Raw genomic sequence first — 18,628 nt, 5'->3', positions numbered from 1 at the left:
CCTCACGCCGTGCTGCCGTCGCGCAGCCGGCGCAGCACCTCGGGCAGCCCGTCGTGCGGGCGCTCGACCAGGAACAGCTTGTCCCGGCTGGCCGCGCCGGACCGCAGCGACACGGTCGCCGGCCGGATGCCGAGCGCGTCGGCGAGCGCGCGCCGGGCCGCCTCGGTGGCGCGGCCGTCCACCGCGGGCGCGTGCACCGCGACGACGAGCGCCGGACCGTACGGCCCGTCGAACCGCCCGCCCACCCGGGCGCGGGCCGCCCCGGGCTTCACCCGCACCGCGACGGTGAGTGTGTCCGCGATCGTCATGGTCAGCGCGGCCGGGCCTCGGCGAGCAGGGTGGTGGCGGCGGCGCAGTGCGCGCACGGGGTGAAGCCCAGCGCGACCGCCTCGGCGACCGGCAGCGGTTCGTCCTCCCGGCCCACCAGGTGCGGGCAGCCGGGCAGGTGGAAGCGGGGATGGCCGTCGACCACCAGGACCTCGTCGGGCAGCCGGACCAGCCGGGCGACCTCACCGGTGGAGAGGAACTCGGCCGGCGGGTCGCCGTCGAACGCCTCGCCCGGTGCGGGCGAGGTGGGCCGTGCGGTCTCCGGCACGCGCGGGCCGGGCGGCGAGTAGGGCGCCGCGTCCGCGGCCACCGGATCCGGCGCCGCGTACGGCCCGGCGGCGGGCTCGCCGTCGAACGCCGACGTGTGCGGCCCGGCGGCGAACGGCTCGGCCGGCGGCGAGTACGCGGCCGGCGGCGGGGCGTCGTCCGGTTCGGTCACCGGCGACCCGGGCGGTTGCCGCCACCCGGATCCGCCGGTGCCGAACGTGGACGTGTGGTGCGGGACCGGGCTCACCGGCTCGTCCGGGGACGGGACGGTGTGCGCGGTCCGCAGTCGCGGCCCGGTCTCCCGGCCGGCCGTGGCCCGCGCCGCGGCGGCCTGGCGGGCGAACGCGACGAAGGCGACGGCGGACAGCAGGCTGGCCGCGATCGAGACGATGAGCAGGAGGCTGGATCCGCCGGCGAGGCCGGCGATCAGCAGCACGACCGCGACGAGGATGAGCAGGATGCTGGCGGCTACCACGGCTCACCCCCGGCCGCGTCGTGTCGGTCTGGGCGGTCGGTGGCCGTCACGGGGACGGCCACCGACGCGGGATCAGCGGCCGGACTCGAGCGAGCCCGCGCGGCCACCGCCGTAGGAGCCGGCGAGACCGGCCGCGGCGAGACCGTTGCTGCCGGCGGCACGGGTGCCCTCGGCGCGGTTCATCTCCACCTCGAGGCCCTGGCCGCGACCGTCGAGGTCACGCAGCTGGCTCTCCAGGTACGCCTTGAGGCGGGTGCGGTACTCGCGCTCGAACTGCTTGAGCTCCTCGATGTGCTTCTGCAGCGCGGTGCGCTTGGCGTCCAGGCCGCCCATGGCCTCCTGGTGCCGCTGGCGGGCGTCCCGCTCCAGGGCGTCGGCCTTGGCGCGCGCCTCCCGGGTGACCTCCTCGGCCTTCGAACGGGCCTCGGAGAGCAGCTGGTCGGCCTCGCGACGGGCGTCGGAGACGTGGTCGTCGGCGGTGCGCTGGGCCATCATGAGCACCCGCAGCGCCTGCTGCTCGCCGTCACCGGTCACGCCGGCCGGGCCGCCCTGCGTGCGCACCTGCTCCAGCTCGGCCTGCATCGCGCGGGCCGCCTGCTCGGCGGCCGCCTTGTCGCGCTGCACCCGGTCGAGCTGAGCCTTGACGTCGTTGAGCTCCGCCGCGAGGCGGGCGTCACCGCCGGGGCCGGCGGGAGCGCCACCCCGACCGCCGCGCTCCACCTGGGCGCGCAGCTCGTTGTTCTCCTCGATCAGACGGGCCAGCTCGCGCTCGACCTCGTCCAGGAAGGCGTCGACCTCCTCCTCGTCATACCCCCGCTTGCCGATCGGCGGCTTTTTGAAGGCGACGTTGTGAACGTCGGCCGGGGTCAGCGGCATCGAAACTCCTCGGGTCAGTTGCGGCCGCGAAAGCGCTCTGGTCAGGCAAACGCGAAGATCAGGCGCCTAAACACGAACTCCATCAGCACGAACAGGATAACCAGGAGCACAAGGGAGGCCAGGTCGATGCTCACGGTACCAATTCGCAGTGGCGGGATCACACGCCTCAACGCTCGCAGGGGCGGATCAGTGACGCTCCACACGACTTCCAGTCCCGCCGACGCTCCCCGCCCCGGTTGCCAGCGGCGACCATAGGCCAGCACCGCCCCGAGAACAAATCGCGCCAAAAGGACAATTAGGAAGATGTACAGCAGCAGGTAGAGCACCTGGAACAGGATCGACAACACGGCAGGCGACGTCCCTCGGTCGTGCGGCTCAGCTCAGGCTGAAGAAGCCGCCCTCAGCGATCTTGGCCTTGTCCTCCGCGGTGACCTGGACGTTGGCCGGTGAGAGCAGGAACACCCGGTTGGTCACGCGCTCGATCGTACCGCGCAGACCGAACGCGAGCCCGGCGGCGAAGTCGACGAGCCGGCGGGCGTCCGCCTCGTCCATCTCGGTGAGATTGATGATCACCGGTACGCCGTCGCGGAAGTGCTCGCCGATCGTCCGCGCCTCGCGGTACGTGGTCGGGTGCAGCGTGGTGATCTGGTAGCGCTGCTCGTCCTCCGGCGCCACGCGCTCCCGCTCCCGCGGCTGGGCCTGCGGCGCGAGCGCGAGGTTGTCCCGGGTGTGGTAGGTCAGCGCGCCCGAGGTGTCACCGGCGGAGGACCGGGTGATCGACCGGACGCTGGACCGCTCGGCCCGCTCCGGGCGCTCGGCCTCGGCCCGGTCGGCGTCGACCGCGCGGCTGGAGGCGCGCTCGGACAGCCGGCCCCGGTCGCCGAGCCGGCCGCGCGTCGTCGGCGGCTCCTCGGCCTCGTCGTCGTCCTCGTCGGCGAACTCCTCGGCGTACCGGCTCGACCGGTAGCGCGACGATTCCCGGTAGCCACCCTTGTCGTAGCCACCGTCCTCGTACGCCCGCTCGTCGTCCTCCTCGACGAGACCGAGCCAGACCCCCGCCTTGCGCAGTGCACCCATCCCCGCGCCCTTCCGTCCGCCGTGCGGCACGCGCCCCCGTGCCGTGTCGCTTGATCACGAGTGGACGATCATGCCCACCGGACCGGATCGGCAATCCCCTGACGCGCGGTTCGCGGTCCGCCCGTCACGGCCCCCGGCTACGGGAACGCCGTCCTGAACAACACTGATGTAATTTGCTTCCGTCGTGGTGAGGCTACCGCAGCGCAGGGCGCATTCCGAGCAACGCGCTGCCGACACGGACATGTGTCGCGCCGTGCCCGATCGCGCTCTCCAGGTCTCCGCTCATGCCCGCCGACAGCACCGTCGCGTCCGGATGATCGGCCCGCAGTGCCGCCGCCACCTCGGCCAGCCGGGCGAACGCCCGGTCCGGCTCCCAGCCCAGCGGCGCCACCGCCATCAGGCCCGCCAGCCGCAGACCGTCGGCGCCGGCCACCGCCGCGGCCACCGGGTCGAGCCCTCGCTGCGGATCGGCCGCGCCCGGCAGCGCCCCGCCCCGGGCCGGGTCGCCGTCGATGCTCACCTGCACCAGCACGTCCAGCGGCCGGTCCCGGACCGCGCCGGCGGCGGCGTCCAGCGCGGCGGCCAGCCGGACGCTGTCCACCGACTGGACCACGTCGGCGTACCGGACCACCGAGCGGGCCTTGTTGCGCTGCAACTGGCCGATGAAGTGCCAGCGCGGCGCGGCCCCGGCGGCGGCCACCGCCTCCGCCTTCGGCGCCGCCTCCTGGTCGCGGTTCTCCCCGACGTCGCTCACGCCGAGCCCGGCCAGCGCGACCACGTCCGCCGCCGGGTACGTCTTGGTCACCGCGACCAGTGTGACCTCGTCGCGCTGCCGCCCGGCCGCCGCGCAGGCGTCGGCGATGCGGGCCCGGACCCGGGCCAGGCCGGCCGCGAGTTCGGCACGCCGCTCGGGCCGCACCGCCGTCTGTGACTCCGTCATCGGCGCGGCTCAGGATCCGTTCTTCAGGAAGTCGGGCACGTCGACGTCGTCGAAGAGCACCCGGCGCGACGGCTGCTGCGGCGCCGGCATGGTGGCCGGCGGGCTCACCGGCGCGTTCGGCTGGGCCGGCGGGTTCTGGTTGCTCTTGCGCGGCGCTTCCACCGCCTTGTACGCCGGCGTGCCCCCGTCGAAGCCCGCCGCGATCACGGTGACCCGCACCTCGTCGCCGAGCGCGTCGTCGATGACCGCACCGAAGATGATGTTCGCGTCCGGGTGGGCCGCGTCGGTGACCAGCTGCGCCGCATCGTTGATCTCGAACAGGCCGAGGTCCGATCCGCCGGCGATGGAGAGCAGCACGCCGCGCGCGCCGTCCATGCTCTGCTCGAGCAGCGGGCTGGAGATCGCCGCCTCGGCCGCCTCGACGGCGCGGTTCTCGCCCCGCGCGCTGCCGATGCCCATGAGCGCGCTTCCGGCGCCGCTCATCACGCTCTTCACGTCGGCGAAGTCCAGGTTGATCAGACCCGGCGTCGTGATCAGGTCGGTGATGCCCTGGACACCGGAGAGGAGCACCTGGTCGGCGGTGCGGAACGCGTCCATCATGGAGATGTTGCGGTCGCCGAGCGCGAGCAGCCGGTCGTTCGGGATCACGATGAGCGTGTCGCACTGGTTGCGCAGTTCCTCGATGCCCGCCTCGGCCTGGACCTGCCGGCGCTTGCCCTCGAACGAGAACGGCCGGGTGACCACACCGATGGTGAGCGCACCGAGCTTGCGGGCGATGTTCGCCACGACCGGCGCGCCGCCGGTGCCGGTGCCGCCGCCCTCGCCGCAGGTCACGAACACCATGTCGGCGCCCTTGAGGACCTCCTCGATCTCGTCGCGGTGGTCCTCGGCGGCGTTCTTGCCGACGTCCGGGTTGGCGCCCGCGCCCAGTCCCCGGGTCAGCTCCCGGCCCACGTCGAGCTTGACGTCGGCGTCGCTCATCAGCAACGCCTGCGCGTCGGTGTTGATCGCGATGAACTCGACGCCCTTGAGCCCAACCTCGATCATCCGGTTGACGGCGTTGACGCCGCCGCCCCCGATGCCGACGACCTTGATGACCGCCAGGTAGTTGTGCGGAGGTGTCATCTCCGGTCCTTTCCCTTCGAGATTGGCATGGGCCGACCCCACACGGCTTGGCCGGATCAGCGGTCGAGCACTCCCCCGTGGCCTCCGACGGCTGAACTCTCACCCTCTACTAGAGGCTTAGAGTTATGTCAACCACTGATCTCTTCGGGGCAACGTATGCGCCGCCGCGCCAGGAGCCAAGGACCTGTTCCGGCGTGTCGCCGACCGAGCGACAGGGGACACAGCGCGGGCTCGCTGAGCCACGGGTCACTCGAACGTGACCACGTCCGGCGCGCTGACGTCGATCCGGTCCGCCTTGCGGCTCAGCAACGAGGTGGCCACTGTCGACTTGTCGGTGCCGCGGGAGGCGTCGCCCCAGAAGACCTGACGCTCGCCGCGCAGCAGCAGCGTGATCCGGGCCAGGCCGGCCACGTCCACCGCGACCAGCTCCGCGCGCAGCTTCTCCCCCAGCGCGGCGAGCACCGCCAGCCCGGCCCGCGTACCCGGGTCGTCGGGGCCGGGCCGGGCGACCCGGACCTGCGGCAACCCGTCCGGCGCCCGGTCCAGTCGCTGGAAGACCACACCCGAGCCGTCGACGACCACGAAGCCGTCGCCCTGCGGCACAGCCGCCACCGCGGTGCGCTCCTGCACCCGGATCACCAGCGTGTCCGGCCACTGGCGCTCCACAGTGGCGCGGGCCACCGGCGGCAGCGTGCCGACCTTGCGCGCGGTCGCGTCCAGGTCCACCCGGGCCAGCGGCTCGTTGTCCGGCACCGCCGCGGCGTCGCGGATCTGCACCGGGGTGACCAGTTGCGCGCCGACCACCCGCACCTCGCGGACGCCGAACAGGCCGGTGCCCAGCACCGTCCACGCGACCAGGCCCGCGACGGCGAGCACCGCCGCGGCGACCGCCCAGGGCAGCGCGGCCCGCATCCGCCGTTGCCGGGCCCGGGCCATGAACCGGCGGGTCGACGGCGGCACGGCGTCCGCGTTCGCCCGCACGAGCTGCCAGCGCCGGGCCGGGCTGCGCCGCCCCGCCCCGCCGTCCGGTCCGGGGGTACGGCCGCGGGCCGGACCGGGACTCATCCGGCGGGGGTCGCCGCGCCGTCCGGGTCGACGCCGGCGCCGAGCCCCGTGCCCCCGGCGGAGCGGGCGAGCAGGGCGTCGAGCAACTGGTCACCCATCAGCGAGATCGGCGGCGCGCCCATCGTCACCACCACGTCGCCGGTCCGCGCCCGCCGGGCCACCTCGCCCGGCACGTCGTCCCACGCCTCGACGAACACCTTGCGCTCGGCCGGCAGCGGCACCTCCTGGATCAGCGCGGCCGAACCCTCGCCGGGACGGCGCGTCTCGCCGGGGCCGAAGACCTCCAGCAGCACCACCTCGTCGGCGATGCCGAGCGCGGCGGCGATCTCCGCCTGGTTGTCGCGGGTGCGGTAGAGCCGGTACGGCTGGAACACCACGATCAGCCGGCCGTCGCCGGCCACCTCGCGCAGCGTCTGCAACGCCAGCGTCATCGAGGTCGGGTGGTAGGCGTACTCGTCGTAGACCAGCACACCGTCCGCCGCGCCCTTGCGCTCGAAGCGGCGCCGCACGCCGGGGAACGCGCCGAGCGCGGCCTCCGCCGCGGCCACCGGCAGGTCCAGCAGGTACGCGGCGAGCACCGCGGCGGCGCTGTTGAGCGCCATGTGTCGGCCCGGTACGGGCAGCCGGATCTCACCCAGCGGCCGGCCCTCGACCTCGGCCTGGTAGCGCACCCCGTGCGCGGACGAGACGACCTCGCTCATCCGCAGGTCCGCGTCGGCGGACTCGCCGTACGTCCAGACCCGGCGGCCCTCAGCGCGCAGCGTCTCGGCCAGCCGGCGCCCGCCCGCGTCGTCGGCGCAGATGATCACGAAGCCGGCCGGGTCGGTGAGCCGGGCGAACTCGGCGAACGCCGCCTCCAGCGTGGCCAGGTCGCCGTAGGTGTTGAGGTGGTCCGCCTCGATGTTCGTGATGATCGACACGAACGGGCGGTAGATGAGGAAGGAGCGGTCGCTCTCGTCCGCCTCGACCACGAAGTGCTCGCCGGTGCCGTGGTGCGCGCCCGAGCCCACCTCGGAGATCTCGCCGCCGATCACGAACGACGGGTCGGTGCCGGCCTGCTGGAGCACCATGGTGACCATCGACGTGGTGGACGTCTTGCCGTGGGTGCCGGCCACCGCCACCGTGCGGCGCCCGGTCATCGCGGCGGCGAGCGCCTCGGAGCGGTGCAGCACCCGCAGGCCCCGGCGACGCGCCTCGACCATCTCCAGGTGGTCCTGCGGGATGGCGGAGGAGTAGACCACCGTGTCCACCCCGTCGAGGTTCGACGCCTCGTGGCTGGAGTGAATGGTGCCGCCGAGCGCCCGCAGGCCGGCCAGCGACGGCCACTCCCGCAGCTCGCTGCCGGAGACCGGCAGACCCCGGGTGAGGAAGAGCCGGGCCAGCCCGGCCATCCCGACCCCGCCCACCCCGATCAGGTGGATCCGGCCCAGGTCCTCCGCCGTCATGGTGCCGGCGGGCGTGAACTGCGCGGTGTTCATCAGACGTACCTTCCCGTCGCGGTTCCGCACATCAGCGGGCCACCGCCTCGTAGACGAAGTTCAGCAACGCCACGTCGCCGTCGCGGCGGCCGTACCCGGCTGCGGCGGCGCCCATCGCGTACAGACGCTGCGGGTCGCGGATCAGCGGGATCACCGTCCGCTCCAGCCACGCCGGGGTCATCTCGGCGTCGTCGACCAGCAGACCGCCGCCCGCCTCCACCACCGGCAGCGCGTTGCGCTTCTGCTCCTGGTTGCTGTGCGGGTAGGGCACGTAGATGGTGGGCAGGCCGATCGCGGCCACCTCGGCGCAGGTCATCGCGCCGCCCCGGGCCAGCATCAGATCGGCGGCGGCGTAACCCAGCTCCATCTCGGACAGGTACGGCAGCGTGACGTACGGCACCGGCAGGTCGGTGGGCACGGAGACCGGCTCGTTGCGGGCGCCGATGACGTGCAGCACCTGCACACCGTTGCGGGCCAGCTCCTTCGCCGCGCCGGAGACGGCCAGGTTGATCGAGCGGGCGCCCTGCGAGCCGCCGGCGACGAACAGCACCGGCAGGTCGGGACGGAGTCCGAAGTGGGCGCGGGCGGCGTCGCGCAGCGCGGCCCGGTCCAGCCCGGCGATGCCCCGGCGCAGCGGCACGCCGACCACGCGGGCGTCGCGCAGCGCCTCGGCCTGGGCCGGCTGGTGCGGGAAGCCCACCGCGACGTTCTTGGTGAACTTCATCCCGAGCCGGTTCGCCACGCCTGGCGGCACGTTCACCTCGTGGATGACGATCGGCAGCTCCCGCCGCCACGCGGCCAGGTAACCGGGCACCGAGACGTACCCGCCGAAGCCGACCACGGCGTCGGCCTGGACCTCGTCGATCACCTTGCCCGCGGCGCGCGCCGCCTTCCACATCCGGTCCGGGGTACGCACCAGGCTCATGTTGACCGACCGGGGAAGCTGGTAGGCCGGGATCTGCCGCAGGTCGTAGCCGGCCGGCGGGATCAGCTCGTTCTCCAGCCCCTTGGGTGTGCCCAGACAGGTGATCCGGACGCTCGGGTCGTGTCGGCGCAGGCAGTCGGCGAAGGCGAGCAGCGGGTAGATGTGCCCGCCCGTACCCCCTCCGCAGAGCACCACCGAACGCAGCGGACCCATCAGCGTCTCCTCTCGCTCGCCGCGCCGGTGCGCGCCCGGTCGGACCGGGCGCCGCGGGGCGCGGCCTGATCGTCCTGCCGCCGCTGCCGGGACCGGGGCACGGACCCTCGGTCGGCCGGGGGCGGCGCCGGTCTGCGGCGCCGGCCGGGAAGCGGCGGCAACGGGGCCCACACTAGTCGGACCCATCGGGCGGGCGGACGGGCATGCAGCGCTCGCGCCGCGTCCGGCTCGGCGCGGGCGAACGAGGCGAGCATGCCGATCGCGGCGAGCGTCACCACCAGGGCGCTGCCGCCGTCGGAGATGAACGGCAGCGGTACGCCGGTCAGCGGCAGCAGCCCGGTGACGCCACCGATGTTGATGACGGCCTGGCCGACCAGCCAGGCGGTCACGCCGGCGGCGGCGAGCCGGCGGAACGGGTCCTCGACCCGGCGGGCGATCCGCATCCCGGTGTACGCGAGCACGGCGAACAGCGTCAGGACCACTGTGCAGCCGACCACGCCCAGTTCCTCGGCGACGATGGCGAAGATGAAGTCGTTGTGCGCCTCGGGCAGGTAGTTCCACTTCAGCGAGCTCTGGCCCAGGCCGACGCCGAACCAGCCGCCGTTGCCGATCGCGTAGCGGGCCTGCACGAGCTGGTAGCAGTAGTCCAGCTTCTGCTCGAAGCAGGTCTTCGGATCCGGCGGGTCGAGCCACATGGTGAGACGGCCGAGCCGGTAGTTGTCCGCGTCCCGGGAGCCGGAGCCGGCGCCGAGCGAGGCGGCGGCCACCAGCAGGCCGATGCCGGCCAGGCCGATCGCGGAGAGCGCGGCGAAGACCCGGCCCCGCACGCCGGCCGCCCAGAGCAGCCCGACCACGAGCGCCAGCAGGCAGAGCATGCTGCCCAGGTCGTTGAAGCCGACCAGCACGAACAGCAGGCCCACCACCGGGAACAGCGGTGTCGCCAGTTCCTTCCACCAGCCCAGCGCGGCGCCCTTGCGGGCCAGTACGTGCGCCGCCCACAGCACCAGCGCGAACTTCGCCACCTCGACCGGTTGCAGCGAGATCGGGCCCAGGGAGAGCGAGAGGAGTTCGGCCCGCAGCGGCCCGATCGACGTCACCCCGAACAGCGAGTTCAGCGCGACGAACAGGTTGAGCGTGAGCAGCAGCGCCACCGCCACGCCGAGCGCCGGGCGGCTCACCGCCCGGAACGTGCGCGCGGGCAGCCGCTGGCAGGCCCAGAACGCGCCGATGCCGATCACCGCGAACACGGCCTGCTTGGTCAGCGACGCGGACGCGTCACCGCCCTCGGCGAAGTCCTTCACGCTCGTGGCGGAGAAGACCATGGTGAGGCCGATCAGCAGCAGCAGGCCGGCGCTGGACAGCAGCAGGTAGTACGAGGCCAGCGGCCGGGCCAGCAGGCCGCGCAGCGCGGCCAGGCCACCGGCCGGATCCCAGCGCGCCGCGGGCGGGTCGGCCGGTGGCGTCGCCGCCGGGGCACGGCGGGCCGGCGGGTCGCTGGTCACCTGGATGTCTCGTCCCTCCCCCACAGGCCCATCATGGCCGCTCGACCCGCCCGCCCGTGGCGCAACCGCCCGGTCGGCGTGTCGGATCTGAAGGAAGGGCCCCTTATTAACAGACGTCTGTTAATAAGGGGCCCTTCCTTACACCCGAGGCGTCAGCTGACCGCGGCGAGGAACTCGCTGTAGAACAGGCCCAGCGCGATGGCCACGCCGATACCGGCGATGATCCAGAACCGGACCACGATGTTGACCTCGCTCCAGCCCGCCAGCTCGAAGTGGTGCTGCAACGGCGACATCCGGAACACGCGCTTGCCGGTGGTACGGAAGGAGATGATCTGGATGACCACGGACATCGTGATGATCACGAAGAGGCCGCCCAGGATCGGCAGCAGCAGGATGGTGCGGGTGGACATCGCCATGCCGGCGATCAGGCCGCCCAGCCCGAGCGCGCCGGTGTCGCCCATGAAGATCCGCGCCGGTGACGTGTTCCACCACAGGAAGCCCACGCAGGCGCCGGCCGCCGCGCCGGCGATCAACGCGATCTCCAGCGGGTCGCGCACGGTGTAGCAGTACGACTCGGTGTAGTTCGGGTCGGCGCACCAGTGCCGGTACTGCCAGAACGCGATCAGCGCGTACGCCGCCAGCACCATCACCGAGGCGCCGGTGGCCAGGCCGTCCAGGCCGTCGGTGAGGTTGACGCCGTTGGTGGCCGCCATGACCACCATGATGATGACGATCACCGCGCCGATCTTGCCGATCTCCAGCGCCGGGATGTCCCGGATGAAGCTCAGCGTGGTGCTGCCCACGGTCTCGGTGTTCGTCGCGTTGCCGCCGGCGTCGGTCATGCTGGACGGGAAGTAGACCGCCACCGCGCCGAAGACCGCGCCGACCAGGATCTGCCCGGCCAGCTTGCCCCGCTTGTTGAGACCGCCGCTGTGGCGCTTGCGCACCTTCAGGAAGTCGTCGATGAAGCCGACCGCGCCGGAGAACACCATCAGCCCCAGCAGCACCAGCGCCGTGATGGTCGGCTCGACCTGGGCGATCTGCGCGTCCGGCAGCGTGGTCAGAGCCAGGTGCCCGGCCACGTACGCGATGACTGTGGCCAGGATGAAGACCACGCCGCCCATGGTCGGCGTGCCCTTCTTGCCCTCGTTGCTGGCGAGCCCGAGGTTCGATCGGATCGGCTGGCCGGCCTTGAGCCGGGCGAACACCTTGATCGCGATCGGGGTGCCGAACAGCGAGATCAGGAACGCGACCCCGATGGCGACGATGACCGCCCTCATGCGGCGCCGCCCTCCGTCGCACCCTCCCGGGCGTCCGCGCGCAGCGCGTCGGCCACCTCCCAGGTCCGGTACCGGGAGCCCTTCACCAGCACCACGTCTCCCGGACGCAGCTCGCTCCGCAGCACCTCGACGGCCGCCGCCTGATCGGTGAGCAGCACCGACTCTCCTCCCCAATTACCTACCGCTGTCGCGCCCTCGTGGATCGGCGCCGCCGGCTCGCCCACCACGAGCAGCCGGTCCACTCCCAGTTCGGCCGCGAGCCGGCCGACCTGCTGATGCCCCTGAAGTTCGAAGTCACCCAGCTCGGCCATGTAGCCGAGCACCGCGACGGTACGCCCCTCGCCACGCATGCTGGCCAACGCCCGCAGCGCCACGCCGGTGGAGGCGGGGTTGGCGTTGTACGAGTCGTCGATCACGGTCACCCCGTCGGGACGCTCGAAGACGTCCATCCGCCGGGTCGAGACCAGGCCCAGCTCGTTCAGCGCCGCCGCCAGGTCCGGCAGCGGCAGGCCCAGCTCCCGGCCGACCGCCGCGGCGGCGAGTGAGTTGGAGACCTGGTGCCGGCCGGTCAGCCCGAGCCGCACGGGCGCGCTGCCCTCCGGGGTGACGAGGGTGTACGAGGGCCGTCCCCGGCCGTCGACTGTCACGTCCACGGCGCGCACGTCGGCGCGCTCCGACTCGCCGTAGCGGACCACCCGGGCCCGGGTACGCGACGCCATCGCGTCGACCCGCGGGTCGTCGGCGTTGAGCACCGCCAGCCCATCGTCGGGCAGCGCCTCGACCAGTTCGCCCTTGGCCAGCGCGATGGTCTCCACCGAGCCGAACTCGCCCAGGTGCGCCACGCCCACGTTGAGCACCACGGAGATCCGCGGCGGCACCACGTCGCACAGGTAGCGGACGTGCCCGACCCCGCGGGCGCCCTTCTCCATCACCAGGTAGCGGGTCTCCGGCGTGGCCTGCAATGCCGTGTACGGGTGCCCCAGCTCGTTGTTGAACGAGCCGGGCGGCGCCACCGTCGGGCCGAGCCGGACCGCGAGCTGGGCGATCAGGTCCTTGGTGGTGGTCTTGCCGGACGAGCCGGTCAGCCCGATCACCGTCAGTCCGGGCAGCCGGTCCACCACCGCGCGGGCGAGCCGACCCATCGCGTCGAGCGCGTCGCCGACGAGCACCATCGGCACGCCCGGCACCTCCCGGGTGCCGAGCACCGCGACAGCGCCGGCGGAGATCGCGCCGGCCGCGTAGTCGTGGCCGTCCACCCGTTCGCCGGGGAAGGCGACGAACAGCCCGCCCCGGTTCACCTTGCGGGAGTCGAACTCCACGGTGCCGGTGACCCGGGCGTCCGGGTCGGCGCCGACGAGCCGGCCGTCGACAGCGGCGGCCACCTCGGCCAGCGTCAGCGGGATCACCGCTGACCCACCAGGTCACCGAAGCGGGCGCGCAGCGCCGCCGCCAGCTCCACCCGGTCGTCGAACGGCAGCACCTCGCCGCCGATCTCCTGGCCGCGTTCCTGGCCCTTGCCCAGCACCGCCACCACGTCACCCGGTTCGGCCACCCGGACCGCCTCCTCGATCGCCGCCCGCCGCCCGGGCACCTCGATGACGCGGGCCGGGGTCGCGGCGGCGTACGCGCCGGCGAGCACCTCGGCCCGGATCGCGGCCGGGTCCTCCGTCCGCGGGTTGTCGTCGGTCACGAGCACCACGTCGGCGCCGCGCGCGGCCACGCCGCCCATCACCGGCCGCTTGCCCCGGTCCCGGTCGCCGCCGGCGCCGAGCACACAGATCAGCCGGCCTTCGGTCAGGCCGCGCAGCGCGGTGAGCACCGCCTCGATCGCGTTGGCCTTGTGCGCGTAGTCGACCACGCCGCGCACCGGGGCGTCGCCGCTGACCAGTTCCAGCCGGCCGGGCACGCCACCGCAGGCGGCCACGCCGCGCGCCGCGGTTTCCGGGTCCACCCCGACGGCGACCAGCAGCGCCACCGCCAGCAGCGCGTTCGCCACGTTGTGCCGGCCGGGCAGCGCCACGCCGGTGGGCAGCGCCAGACCGTCCGGCCCGTGCAGCGTGAAGCGCTGCGCGTAGCCCTCGCCGTCGATCCCGTCGGCCCACCAGGTCGCGTCCGGGTCGCCGGCCGCCGAGTAGGTGACGGTGCCCGGCTTGTGCAGCGGACGCAGCGCCGGGTCGTCGTGGTTGAGCACCTCGACCCGGCAGCGGCCGTCGAACAGCTTGGCCTTGGCCGCGAAGTAGTCCGCCTCGTCGGCGTGGAAGTCCAGGTGGTCGGAGCCGAAGTTGGTGTAGCCGCCGACGTCGAACCGGACGCCGCCGACCCGGCCCATGGCGAGGGCGTGGCTGGACACCTCCATGACCACCGTGTCCACCCCGTGCTCGCGGGCCACCGCGAGCATGGCGTGCAGGTCGGTGGCCTCCGGGGTGGTCCGGACGCTGTCGATCACCAGGTCGCCGAGGCGGGTCTCCACGGTGCCGATCAGCCCGGTGACGTGCCCGGCGGCCCGCAGCCCCGACTCGACCAGGTAACTGGTGGAGGTCTTGCCGGCGGTGCCGGTCACCCCGATCACGGTCAGGCCGGCGGTCGGGTCGCCGTAGACGGTCGCGGCCACCTCGCCGAGCGCGTCGCGCGGGTCGGCGACGACGAGCACGGGCAGGCCGGTCCCGGCGGCCAGCGCCACACCGGCCGGGTCGGTCAGCAGGGCCACCGCGCCCGCCTCCGCCGCCGCTGCGGCGAACTCCGCGCCGTGGCGCCGGGCACCGGGCAGGGCGGCGTACAGGTCGCCGGGGCGTACCTCCTGGCTGGCGTGGGTCACGCCGGTGACGGCCAGGTCGGCGGCCTCCTCCGGCGGGGTCGCCGCCACGCGGTCGGCGAGGTCGCCGAGCCGTACGGGACGCACGGTTGTGGGACGTGGATTGCCGGGCACGGCGTCAGACCCTACCCGGTCGTCCGGTTCCGACCGCACAGCCGCCCCGGTGGTTCGTCGCCACTCACCGATGATGTCCCGCCGTCCCCGCTCAGCGCGGAAAGACCTCGAACTTCGGGGACTTGTTGGTGAGCGACGGCGGCACCCGGTAGTGGCGGAGAGTGAAGCCCATCATCTCCCGGAAAGCCGGCGCGGCGACCGCGCCGCCCCCGCCACCGGGGCTCCACACGAACACCGCGACCACGTACCGGGGGTTCTCCGCCGGGGCCATGCCGATGAACGAGCCGACCTCGCCGGGCTGCTGTTTGCCGCCGTCGTAGCGCAGACCGGTGCCGGTCTTGCCGGCCACCCGGTATCCGGGTACGGCGGCGGCCAGACCGGTCGCCCGGCCGTCCGGGCCGTCGACCGTGGTGACCGCCTCCATCATCCGGCGCAGCGCCGCCGCGTTGGCCGGGCTGAGCACCGAGCGGGTGGTGGGCGCCGCGGCGGGGCTGCGCTCGCCGTCCGCGCCGATGGTCTCCTTGACCAGGTGCGGCTGCACGTACGTGCCGTTGTTGGCGATGGTGGCGTACGCAGCGGCCATCTGCAGCGGCGTGGCGTCCACGCTGTGCCCGATCGGCACCGACCCGTACGCCGAGCCGCTCCACTGGTCCGGCGGCAGCAGCCGGCCGGCCGCCTCGCCGGGCATGCCCTCACCGGTGGCCTGGCCCAGCCCGAACCGCTTCTGGTAATCGAACAGCCGGTCCTTGCCCAGCTTCTCGGCGATCTCGATGGTGCCGACGTTCGACGAGAAGGCGAGCATGCCGGGGATGCTCATGGTGCGGCCGCCGACCGGGTGGGTGTCGCGGAAGGTGACGCCGCCCCGGACGATCGTGTCGGCGACCGGGAACGCGGTGTCCGGCGTGATCACGCCCTCCTGGAGAGCCGCGCCGTACGTGATCGCCTTGTGGATCGAGCCGGGGTCGACCACGAACGTGGTGGCCGCGTCGTCCCGGTCGGCCGGGGAACCGACCTTGGTGGGGTTGGCCGCGTCGTACGTCGGCTGGCTGGCCTGCGCCAGCACCTCACCGCTCGGCACCTCGATGATCACCGCGGCGCCGACGCTGCCCTTCACCTTGGCCGTCTGCTTCGCCAGGATCCGCTGCGTCATGAACTGGAGGTCCCGGTCGACGGTGAGCTTCAGCGAGCTGCCCGGCTGCGGCTGGGTGGTGCGACTGTAGCCGCCGGGGATGGGCGCGGCCAGGTCTCCGAGGCCCACCTCGTAGGTCCGCTTGCCGGCCTGTCCGCGCAGCACGTCGTCGTACTTGGCCTCCAGCCCCTCCAGGCCGTTCATGTCCTGGCTGACGAAGCCGATCAGGTTCGCCGCCAGGTCGCCGCCGGGCACCTCGCGCCGCTCGTCGCGGTGCACGTTGATGCCGGCCAGGTCGAGTTCCATGATCCGCTTGGCGGTGCCGATCTCCACACCGCGGGCCAGGTAGACGAACTGCAACGGGGTGTCGGTCCCGGGCAGGGTGCGCTTGCGCATCTTCTCGGCCAGGTCGGACACGGGCACGCCGAGCAGCGGGGAGAGCAGGCGCGCGGTGGCGAACCGGTCCTTGACCCGGGTGGGGTCGGCGAACACGTACCGGGCCTCGACGCTGTGCGCCAGCGGCTCGCCGCCGCGGTCGAGGATCGCCCCGCGCGGGGCCGGCAGCTCGACCACGGCGAGCCGGTTGGGCAGGCCGCCGTCGGCGTACGCCGGGGTGTCCACGGTCTGGAGGTAGACCAGCCGCACGCCGATGCTGGCGAACAACGCCAGCGCCAGCACCGTGCCGAGCCGCAGCCGCCGGCGCGGGTCGCCGAGTCGCGGCGGCCGGCGCGGCTTGCGTACCGGCCGGCGGGGCTGCGCGGCCGGGCGGCGCGGCTGGGACCGGCGGCGCGGCGGCGCGTCCTCGTCGTCGTCGTCGAACGGTTCCCGCACCGGCCGGGACGAGACGGTCCGCACCACGCCGGCCCGGCCGCCCGCGGCGGTGGACCGGCGGCCGGACCGGGCGCCGTCGGTCGCGGGCTCGCGCGTGCCGGCCCGCCCCGCCCGGCCGCCGTCGAGCACCTGCAACGCGGGCCGGAACGGGTCGCCGGACCGGTTGCTGCGGGGGGTACGCCGTTGCTCCGCGCCGCCGCCCTCGCGCACGGTCCGCCCGCGCGGCGTGTACGCGCGGGCGTCGGAGATCCCGCCGAGGCCCGGCTCGCGCGGCTCCGACCCCCGCGACGATCCGCGCCGGGAGCCCGTGGCGTCCCGGCGCGGATCATCCGATCTCGGCGGCATCGCTCAGCCTCCGTTGCCCTGCTGGCTGGTGACCGACGGGGCACCCTGCGCGGGGTGCGGCACCCCGATGGTCTGCCCGTCCGGCAGCCGGATGTAGGCCGGGTCCTCGGACTCGACGAGGCCGAGCCGCCGGGCGTTGGCGGTCAGGTTGCCGGGCGCCTCCTGCTTGGCGATCTCCTTCTTCAGCTCCTGCTCGTCCACGTCCAGCTTGGCCTGCTGCTGCTGGAGCTTCTCCAGCTTGAACGCGTTCTCGTTGATCTTGGTGTTGACCGCCAGGATGCCCAGCACCCCGCCGACCACCAGCACCAGGATCAGCGCGACGAACGGTGCCCGGGGCACCCGGATCGGCGCCGGCGGGGCGACCCGCAGGCGCGGCGCGGGCGCACCGGTGACCCGGGTACGCTCGGCCGGCCGCAGGGCGGCACTGCCCTGCGTCGGGAACTCGCGCGCCCCCCGGGCGCGAGTTGCCTCCCGGCGGTCGGTCGCCGTCGTGTCCCGCGTGGTGCGCTGCGCCGCGGTCCGGCCCCCCGACCGCGGTGCGCGCTGCCCGACGGCTCCCCGGCCGTCGCGCTTCTCGACGTTCATGTCCCCTCCCCCTCCTCGTCCGTCCCGTTCGCGTCCCCCGGGGCCGACCGCGGGTCCTTGCCGGACCCCGGTGACCCCGTCCCCGGTTGGTGCATCGCCTTCACCCGGCGGCGGTACCGTTCGCGGTCGGTACGCCCCTGCCGGGCCGCCTCCGGGTCGAGCCGTTCCGCGGCCCGCAGCCGCACCGAGGCGGCACGCGGGTTCGCGGCCACCTCCGCCTCCCCGGGCAGCTCGGCGCCCCGGCTCAACAGCCGGAACGTCGGGCCCGACCCGGGCAGTTCGACCGGGAGGTCGACCGGGCCCTTACTGCGGACCCGGTCGGCGAGCGCCTGCTTGGTGAGCCGGTCCTCCAGCGAGTGGTAGGACAGGACCACCATGCGGCCGCCCACTGTGAGCTTGTCCAGAGCAGCCGGCAGCGCCGTCTCCAGCGCTGCCAGTTCTCTGTTTACCTCGATCCGCAAAGCCTGAAACGTTCTCTTTGCCGGGTGTCCACCGGTTCGTCGGGCCGGTGCCGGAATGGCGTCCCGGACCAGCTCGGCCAGCCGGGCCGAGGACGTGATCCGGTTGCGCTCCCGTTCCCGGATGATCGCCGAGGCGATCTTCCCGGCGAACTTCTCCTCGCCGTACACCCGCAGCAGGCGGGCCAGGTCCGGGTGGGAGTACGTGTTGACCACCTCTTCGGCGGTCACCCCCCGGGTCTGGTCCATCCGCATGTCCAGCGGCGCGTCCTGCGCGTACGCGAACCCGCGGTCGGGCGCGTCGAGTTGCAGGGACGAGACGCCGAGGTCGAACAGCACCCCGTCGATCGCCGGGTAACCGAGCCGATCGAGCACCTCGGGCAGCTCGTCGTAGACGGCGTGCTCCAGGTGGATCCGGTCGGCGAACCGGGCCAGGCGGACCCGCGCGTGGGCGAGCGCCTCGGTGTCCCGGTCCAGGCCGATCAGCACCGTGTCCGGATGCGCCGAGAGCACTGCCTCGGCGTGCCCGGCCAGGCCGAGCGTGGCGTCGACGTGGACGGTGCGACCGGGCCGGCCCAGTGCGGGGGCCAGCAGCTCGAGACACCGCTCGAGCAGCACCGGCACGTGCGTGCCGCGTAGCTCCCCCATCTCGACCCCCACCCCGTTCGCCAACCGTTCCGTCACGTGTCCGTCGTCGCCACGACGCCTCGCCATACCGCCAGATCCCCATCCGCTCCCGCCCGCCGGAGGCCGCGGCCCTCCGTGTCGGATCGTGCGCCTGGCACCGGGGAAGGGGTGCCAGGA

The 18,628-nt window shown here is 73.7% G+C and carries 17 protein-coding genes; all 17 read right to left on the bottom strand.

The window, feature by feature from the left end:
- Positions 1 to 2: 2 nt before the first annotated feature.
- The 17 genes from FB455_RS01085 to rsmH all read right to left on the bottom strand — a co-directional run bounded on the left by FB455_RS01085 (position 3) and on the right by rsmH (position 18,472).
- Positions 3 to 308 (bottom strand): DUF167 domain-containing protein, encoded by a 306-nt coding sequence (locus tag FB455_RS01085; RefSeq protein WP_013287593.1) that lies wholly within the window; start codon positions 306 to 308, stop codon positions 3 to 5.
- Positions 309 to 310: 2 nt separating this feature from the next.
- Positions 311 to 1,069 (bottom strand): hypothetical protein, encoded by a 759-nt coding sequence (locus FB455_RS01080; RefSeq protein WP_145751824.1) that lies wholly within the window; start codon positions 1,067 to 1,069, stop codon positions 311 to 313.
- Between the two features lie 72 nt (positions 1,070 to 1,141).
- Positions 1,142 to 1,945 (bottom strand): DivIVA domain-containing protein, encoded by an 804-nt coding sequence (locus FB455_RS01075; RefSeq protein WP_013287595.1) that lies wholly within the window; start codon positions 1,943 to 1,945, stop codon positions 1,142 to 1,144.
- Positions 1,946 to 1,986: 41 nt separating this feature from the next.
- Positions 1,987 to 2,292 carry a YggT family protein gene (locus tag FB455_RS01070; RefSeq protein WP_013287596.1) on the bottom strand — a complete coding sequence of 102 codons (306 nt, stop codon included), beginning with the start codon at positions 2,290 to 2,292 and terminating at the stop codon, positions 1,987 to 1,989.
- Between the two features lie 28 nt (positions 2,293 to 2,320).
- On the bottom strand, positions 2,321 to 3,022 hold the full coding sequence (locus FB455_RS01065; RefSeq protein WP_145751822.1) for a cell division protein SepF: 702 nt from the start codon (positions 3,020 to 3,022) through the stop codon (positions 2,321 to 2,323).
- A gap of 193 nt (positions 3,023 to 3,215) precedes the next feature.
- A complete protein-coding gene (locus tag FB455_RS01060; RefSeq protein WP_013287598.1) occupies positions 3,216 to 3,962 on the bottom strand; it encodes a YggS family pyridoxal phosphate-dependent enzyme in 747 nt (248 codons plus the stop codon).
- 9 nt (positions 3,963 to 3,971) lie between these two features.
- Positions 3,972 to 5,087 carry a cell division protein FtsZ gene (gene ftsZ / locus FB455_RS01055; protein WP_013287599.1) on the bottom strand — a complete coding sequence of 372 codons (1,116 nt, stop codon included), beginning with the start codon at positions 5,085 to 5,087 and terminating at the stop codon, positions 3,972 to 3,974.
- 246 nt (positions 5,088 to 5,333) lie between these two features.
- On the bottom strand, positions 5,334 to 6,152 hold the full coding sequence (locus FB455_RS01050) for a cell division protein FtsQ/DivIB (protein WP_013287600.1): 819 nt from the start codon (positions 6,150 to 6,152) through the stop codon (positions 5,334 to 5,336).
- On the bottom strand, positions 6,149 to 7,630 hold the full coding sequence (murC, locus tag FB455_RS01045) for a UDP-N-acetylmuramate--L-alanine ligase (protein WP_145751820.1): 1,482 nt from the start codon (positions 7,628 to 7,630) through the stop codon (positions 6,149 to 6,151). The genes FB455_RS01050 and murC overlap by 4 nt, the downstream gene beginning before the upstream one ends.
- Before the next feature lie 31 nt (positions 7,631 to 7,661).
- Positions 7,662 to 8,768, bottom strand: coding sequence for an undecaprenyldiphospho-muramoylpentapeptide beta-N-acetylglucosaminyltransferase (gene murG / locus FB455_RS01040; protein WP_013475787.1), 1,107 nt, complete (start codon positions 8,766 to 8,768; stop codon positions 7,662 to 7,664).
- Positions 8,768 to 10,270, bottom strand: coding sequence for an FtsW/RodA/SpoVE family cell cycle protein (locus FB455_RS01035; RefSeq protein ID WP_013475786.1), 1,503 nt, complete (start codon positions 10,268 to 10,270; stop codon positions 8,768 to 8,770). Before FB455_RS01035 ends, murG begins: the two co-directional genes overlap by 1 nt.
- Before the next feature lie 152 nt (positions 10,271 to 10,422).
- Entirely contained in the window at positions 10,423 to 11,550 is a 1,128-nt protein-coding gene (gene mraY / locus FB455_RS01030; RefSeq protein WP_013287604.1) for a phospho-N-acetylmuramoyl-pentapeptide-transferase, read from the bottom strand.
- Positions 11,547 to 12,956, bottom strand: a complete 1,410-nt coding sequence (locus FB455_RS01025) for a UDP-N-acetylmuramoyl-tripeptide--D-alanyl-D-alanine ligase (protein ID WP_145751817.1) — start codon at positions 12,954 to 12,956, stop codon at positions 11,547 to 11,549. The genes mraY and FB455_RS01025 overlap by 4 nt, the downstream gene beginning before the upstream one ends.
- Entirely contained in the window at positions 12,953 to 14,515 is a 1,563-nt protein-coding gene (locus FB455_RS01020) for a UDP-N-acetylmuramoyl-L-alanyl-D-glutamate--2,6-diaminopimelate ligase (protein ID WP_186466363.1), read from the bottom strand. The genes FB455_RS01025 and FB455_RS01020 overlap by 4 nt, the downstream gene beginning before the upstream one ends.
- Positions 14,516 to 14,567: 52 nt before the next feature.
- On the bottom strand, positions 14,568 to 16,781 hold the full coding sequence (locus tag FB455_RS01015; RefSeq protein WP_071098318.1) for a peptidoglycan D,D-transpeptidase FtsI family protein: 2,214 nt from the start codon (positions 16,779 to 16,781) through the stop codon (positions 14,568 to 14,570).
- 3 nt (positions 16,782 to 16,784) lie between these two features.
- Complete coding sequence (gene ftsL / locus FB455_RS01010) at positions 16,785 to 17,366, bottom strand: cell division protein FtsL (protein ID WP_013287608.1); 582 nt, start codon at positions 17,364 to 17,366, stop codon at positions 16,785 to 16,787.
- Positions 17,363 to 18,472: a 16S rRNA (cytosine(1402)-N(4))-methyltransferase RsmH gene (gene rsmH / locus FB455_RS01005; RefSeq protein ID WP_030271908.1), complete on the bottom strand. Its 1,110-nt coding sequence runs from the start codon at positions 18,470 to 18,472 to the stop codon at positions 17,363 to 17,365. The genes ftsL and rsmH overlap by 4 nt, the downstream gene beginning before the upstream one ends.
- Between the last annotated feature and the right edge of the window lie 156 nt (positions 18,473 to 18,628).

The organism is Micromonospora sp. CNZ296 (genome assembly GCF_007827635.1).
The sequence above is the reverse complement of the archived record's forward strand: the minus strand, read 5'-3'. Positions and strand labels throughout refer to the sequence as shown.

Excerpts from the sequence above, each read along its gene's own strand:
- FB455_RS01085 (WP_013287593.1), bottom strand. The coding sequence starts at position 308 with ATGACGATCGCGGACACACTCACCGTCGCGGTGCGGGTGAAGCCCGGG.
- FB455_RS01075 (WP_013287595.1), bottom strand. The coding sequence starts at position 1,945 with ATGCCGCTGACCCCGGCCGACGTTCACAACGTCGCCTTCAAAAAGCCG.
- FB455_RS01065 (WP_145751822.1), bottom strand. The coding sequence starts at position 3,022 with ATGGGTGCACTGCGCAAGGCGGGGGTCTGGCTCGGTCTCGTCGAGGAG.
- FB455_RS01060 (WP_013287598.1), bottom strand. The coding sequence starts at position 3,962 with ATGACGGAGTCACAGACGGCGGTGCGGCCCGAGCGGCGTGCCGAACTC.
- ftsZ (WP_013287599.1), bottom strand. The coding sequence starts at position 5,087 with ATGACACCTCCGCACAACTACCTGGCGGTCATCAAGGTCGTCGGCATC.
- FB455_RS01050 (WP_013287600.1), bottom strand. The coding sequence starts at position 6,152 with ATGAGTCCCGGTCCGGCCCGCGGCCGTACCCCCGGACCGGACGGCGGG.
- murC (WP_145751820.1), bottom strand. The coding sequence starts at position 7,630 with ATGAACACCGCGCAGTTCACGCCCGCCGGCACCATGACGGCGGAGGAC.
- murG (WP_013475787.1), bottom strand. The coding sequence starts at position 8,768 with ATGGGTCCGCTGCGTTCGGTGGTGCTCTGCGGAGGGGGTACGGGCGGG.
- mraY (WP_013287604.1), bottom strand. The coding sequence starts at position 11,550 with ATGAGGGCGGTCATCGTCGCCATCGGGGTCGCGTTCCTGATCTCGCTG.
- FB455_RS01015 (WP_071098318.1), bottom strand. The coding sequence starts at position 16,781 with ATGCCGCCGAGATCGGATGATCCGCGCCGGGACGCCACGGGCTCCCGG.
- ftsL (WP_013287608.1), bottom strand. The coding sequence starts at position 17,366 with ATGAACGTCGAGAAGCGCGACGGCCGGGGAGCCGTCGGGCAGCGCGCA.
- rsmH (WP_030271908.1), bottom strand. The coding sequence starts at position 18,472 with ATGGGGGAGCTACGCGGCACGCACGTGCCGGTGCTGCTCGAGCGGTGT.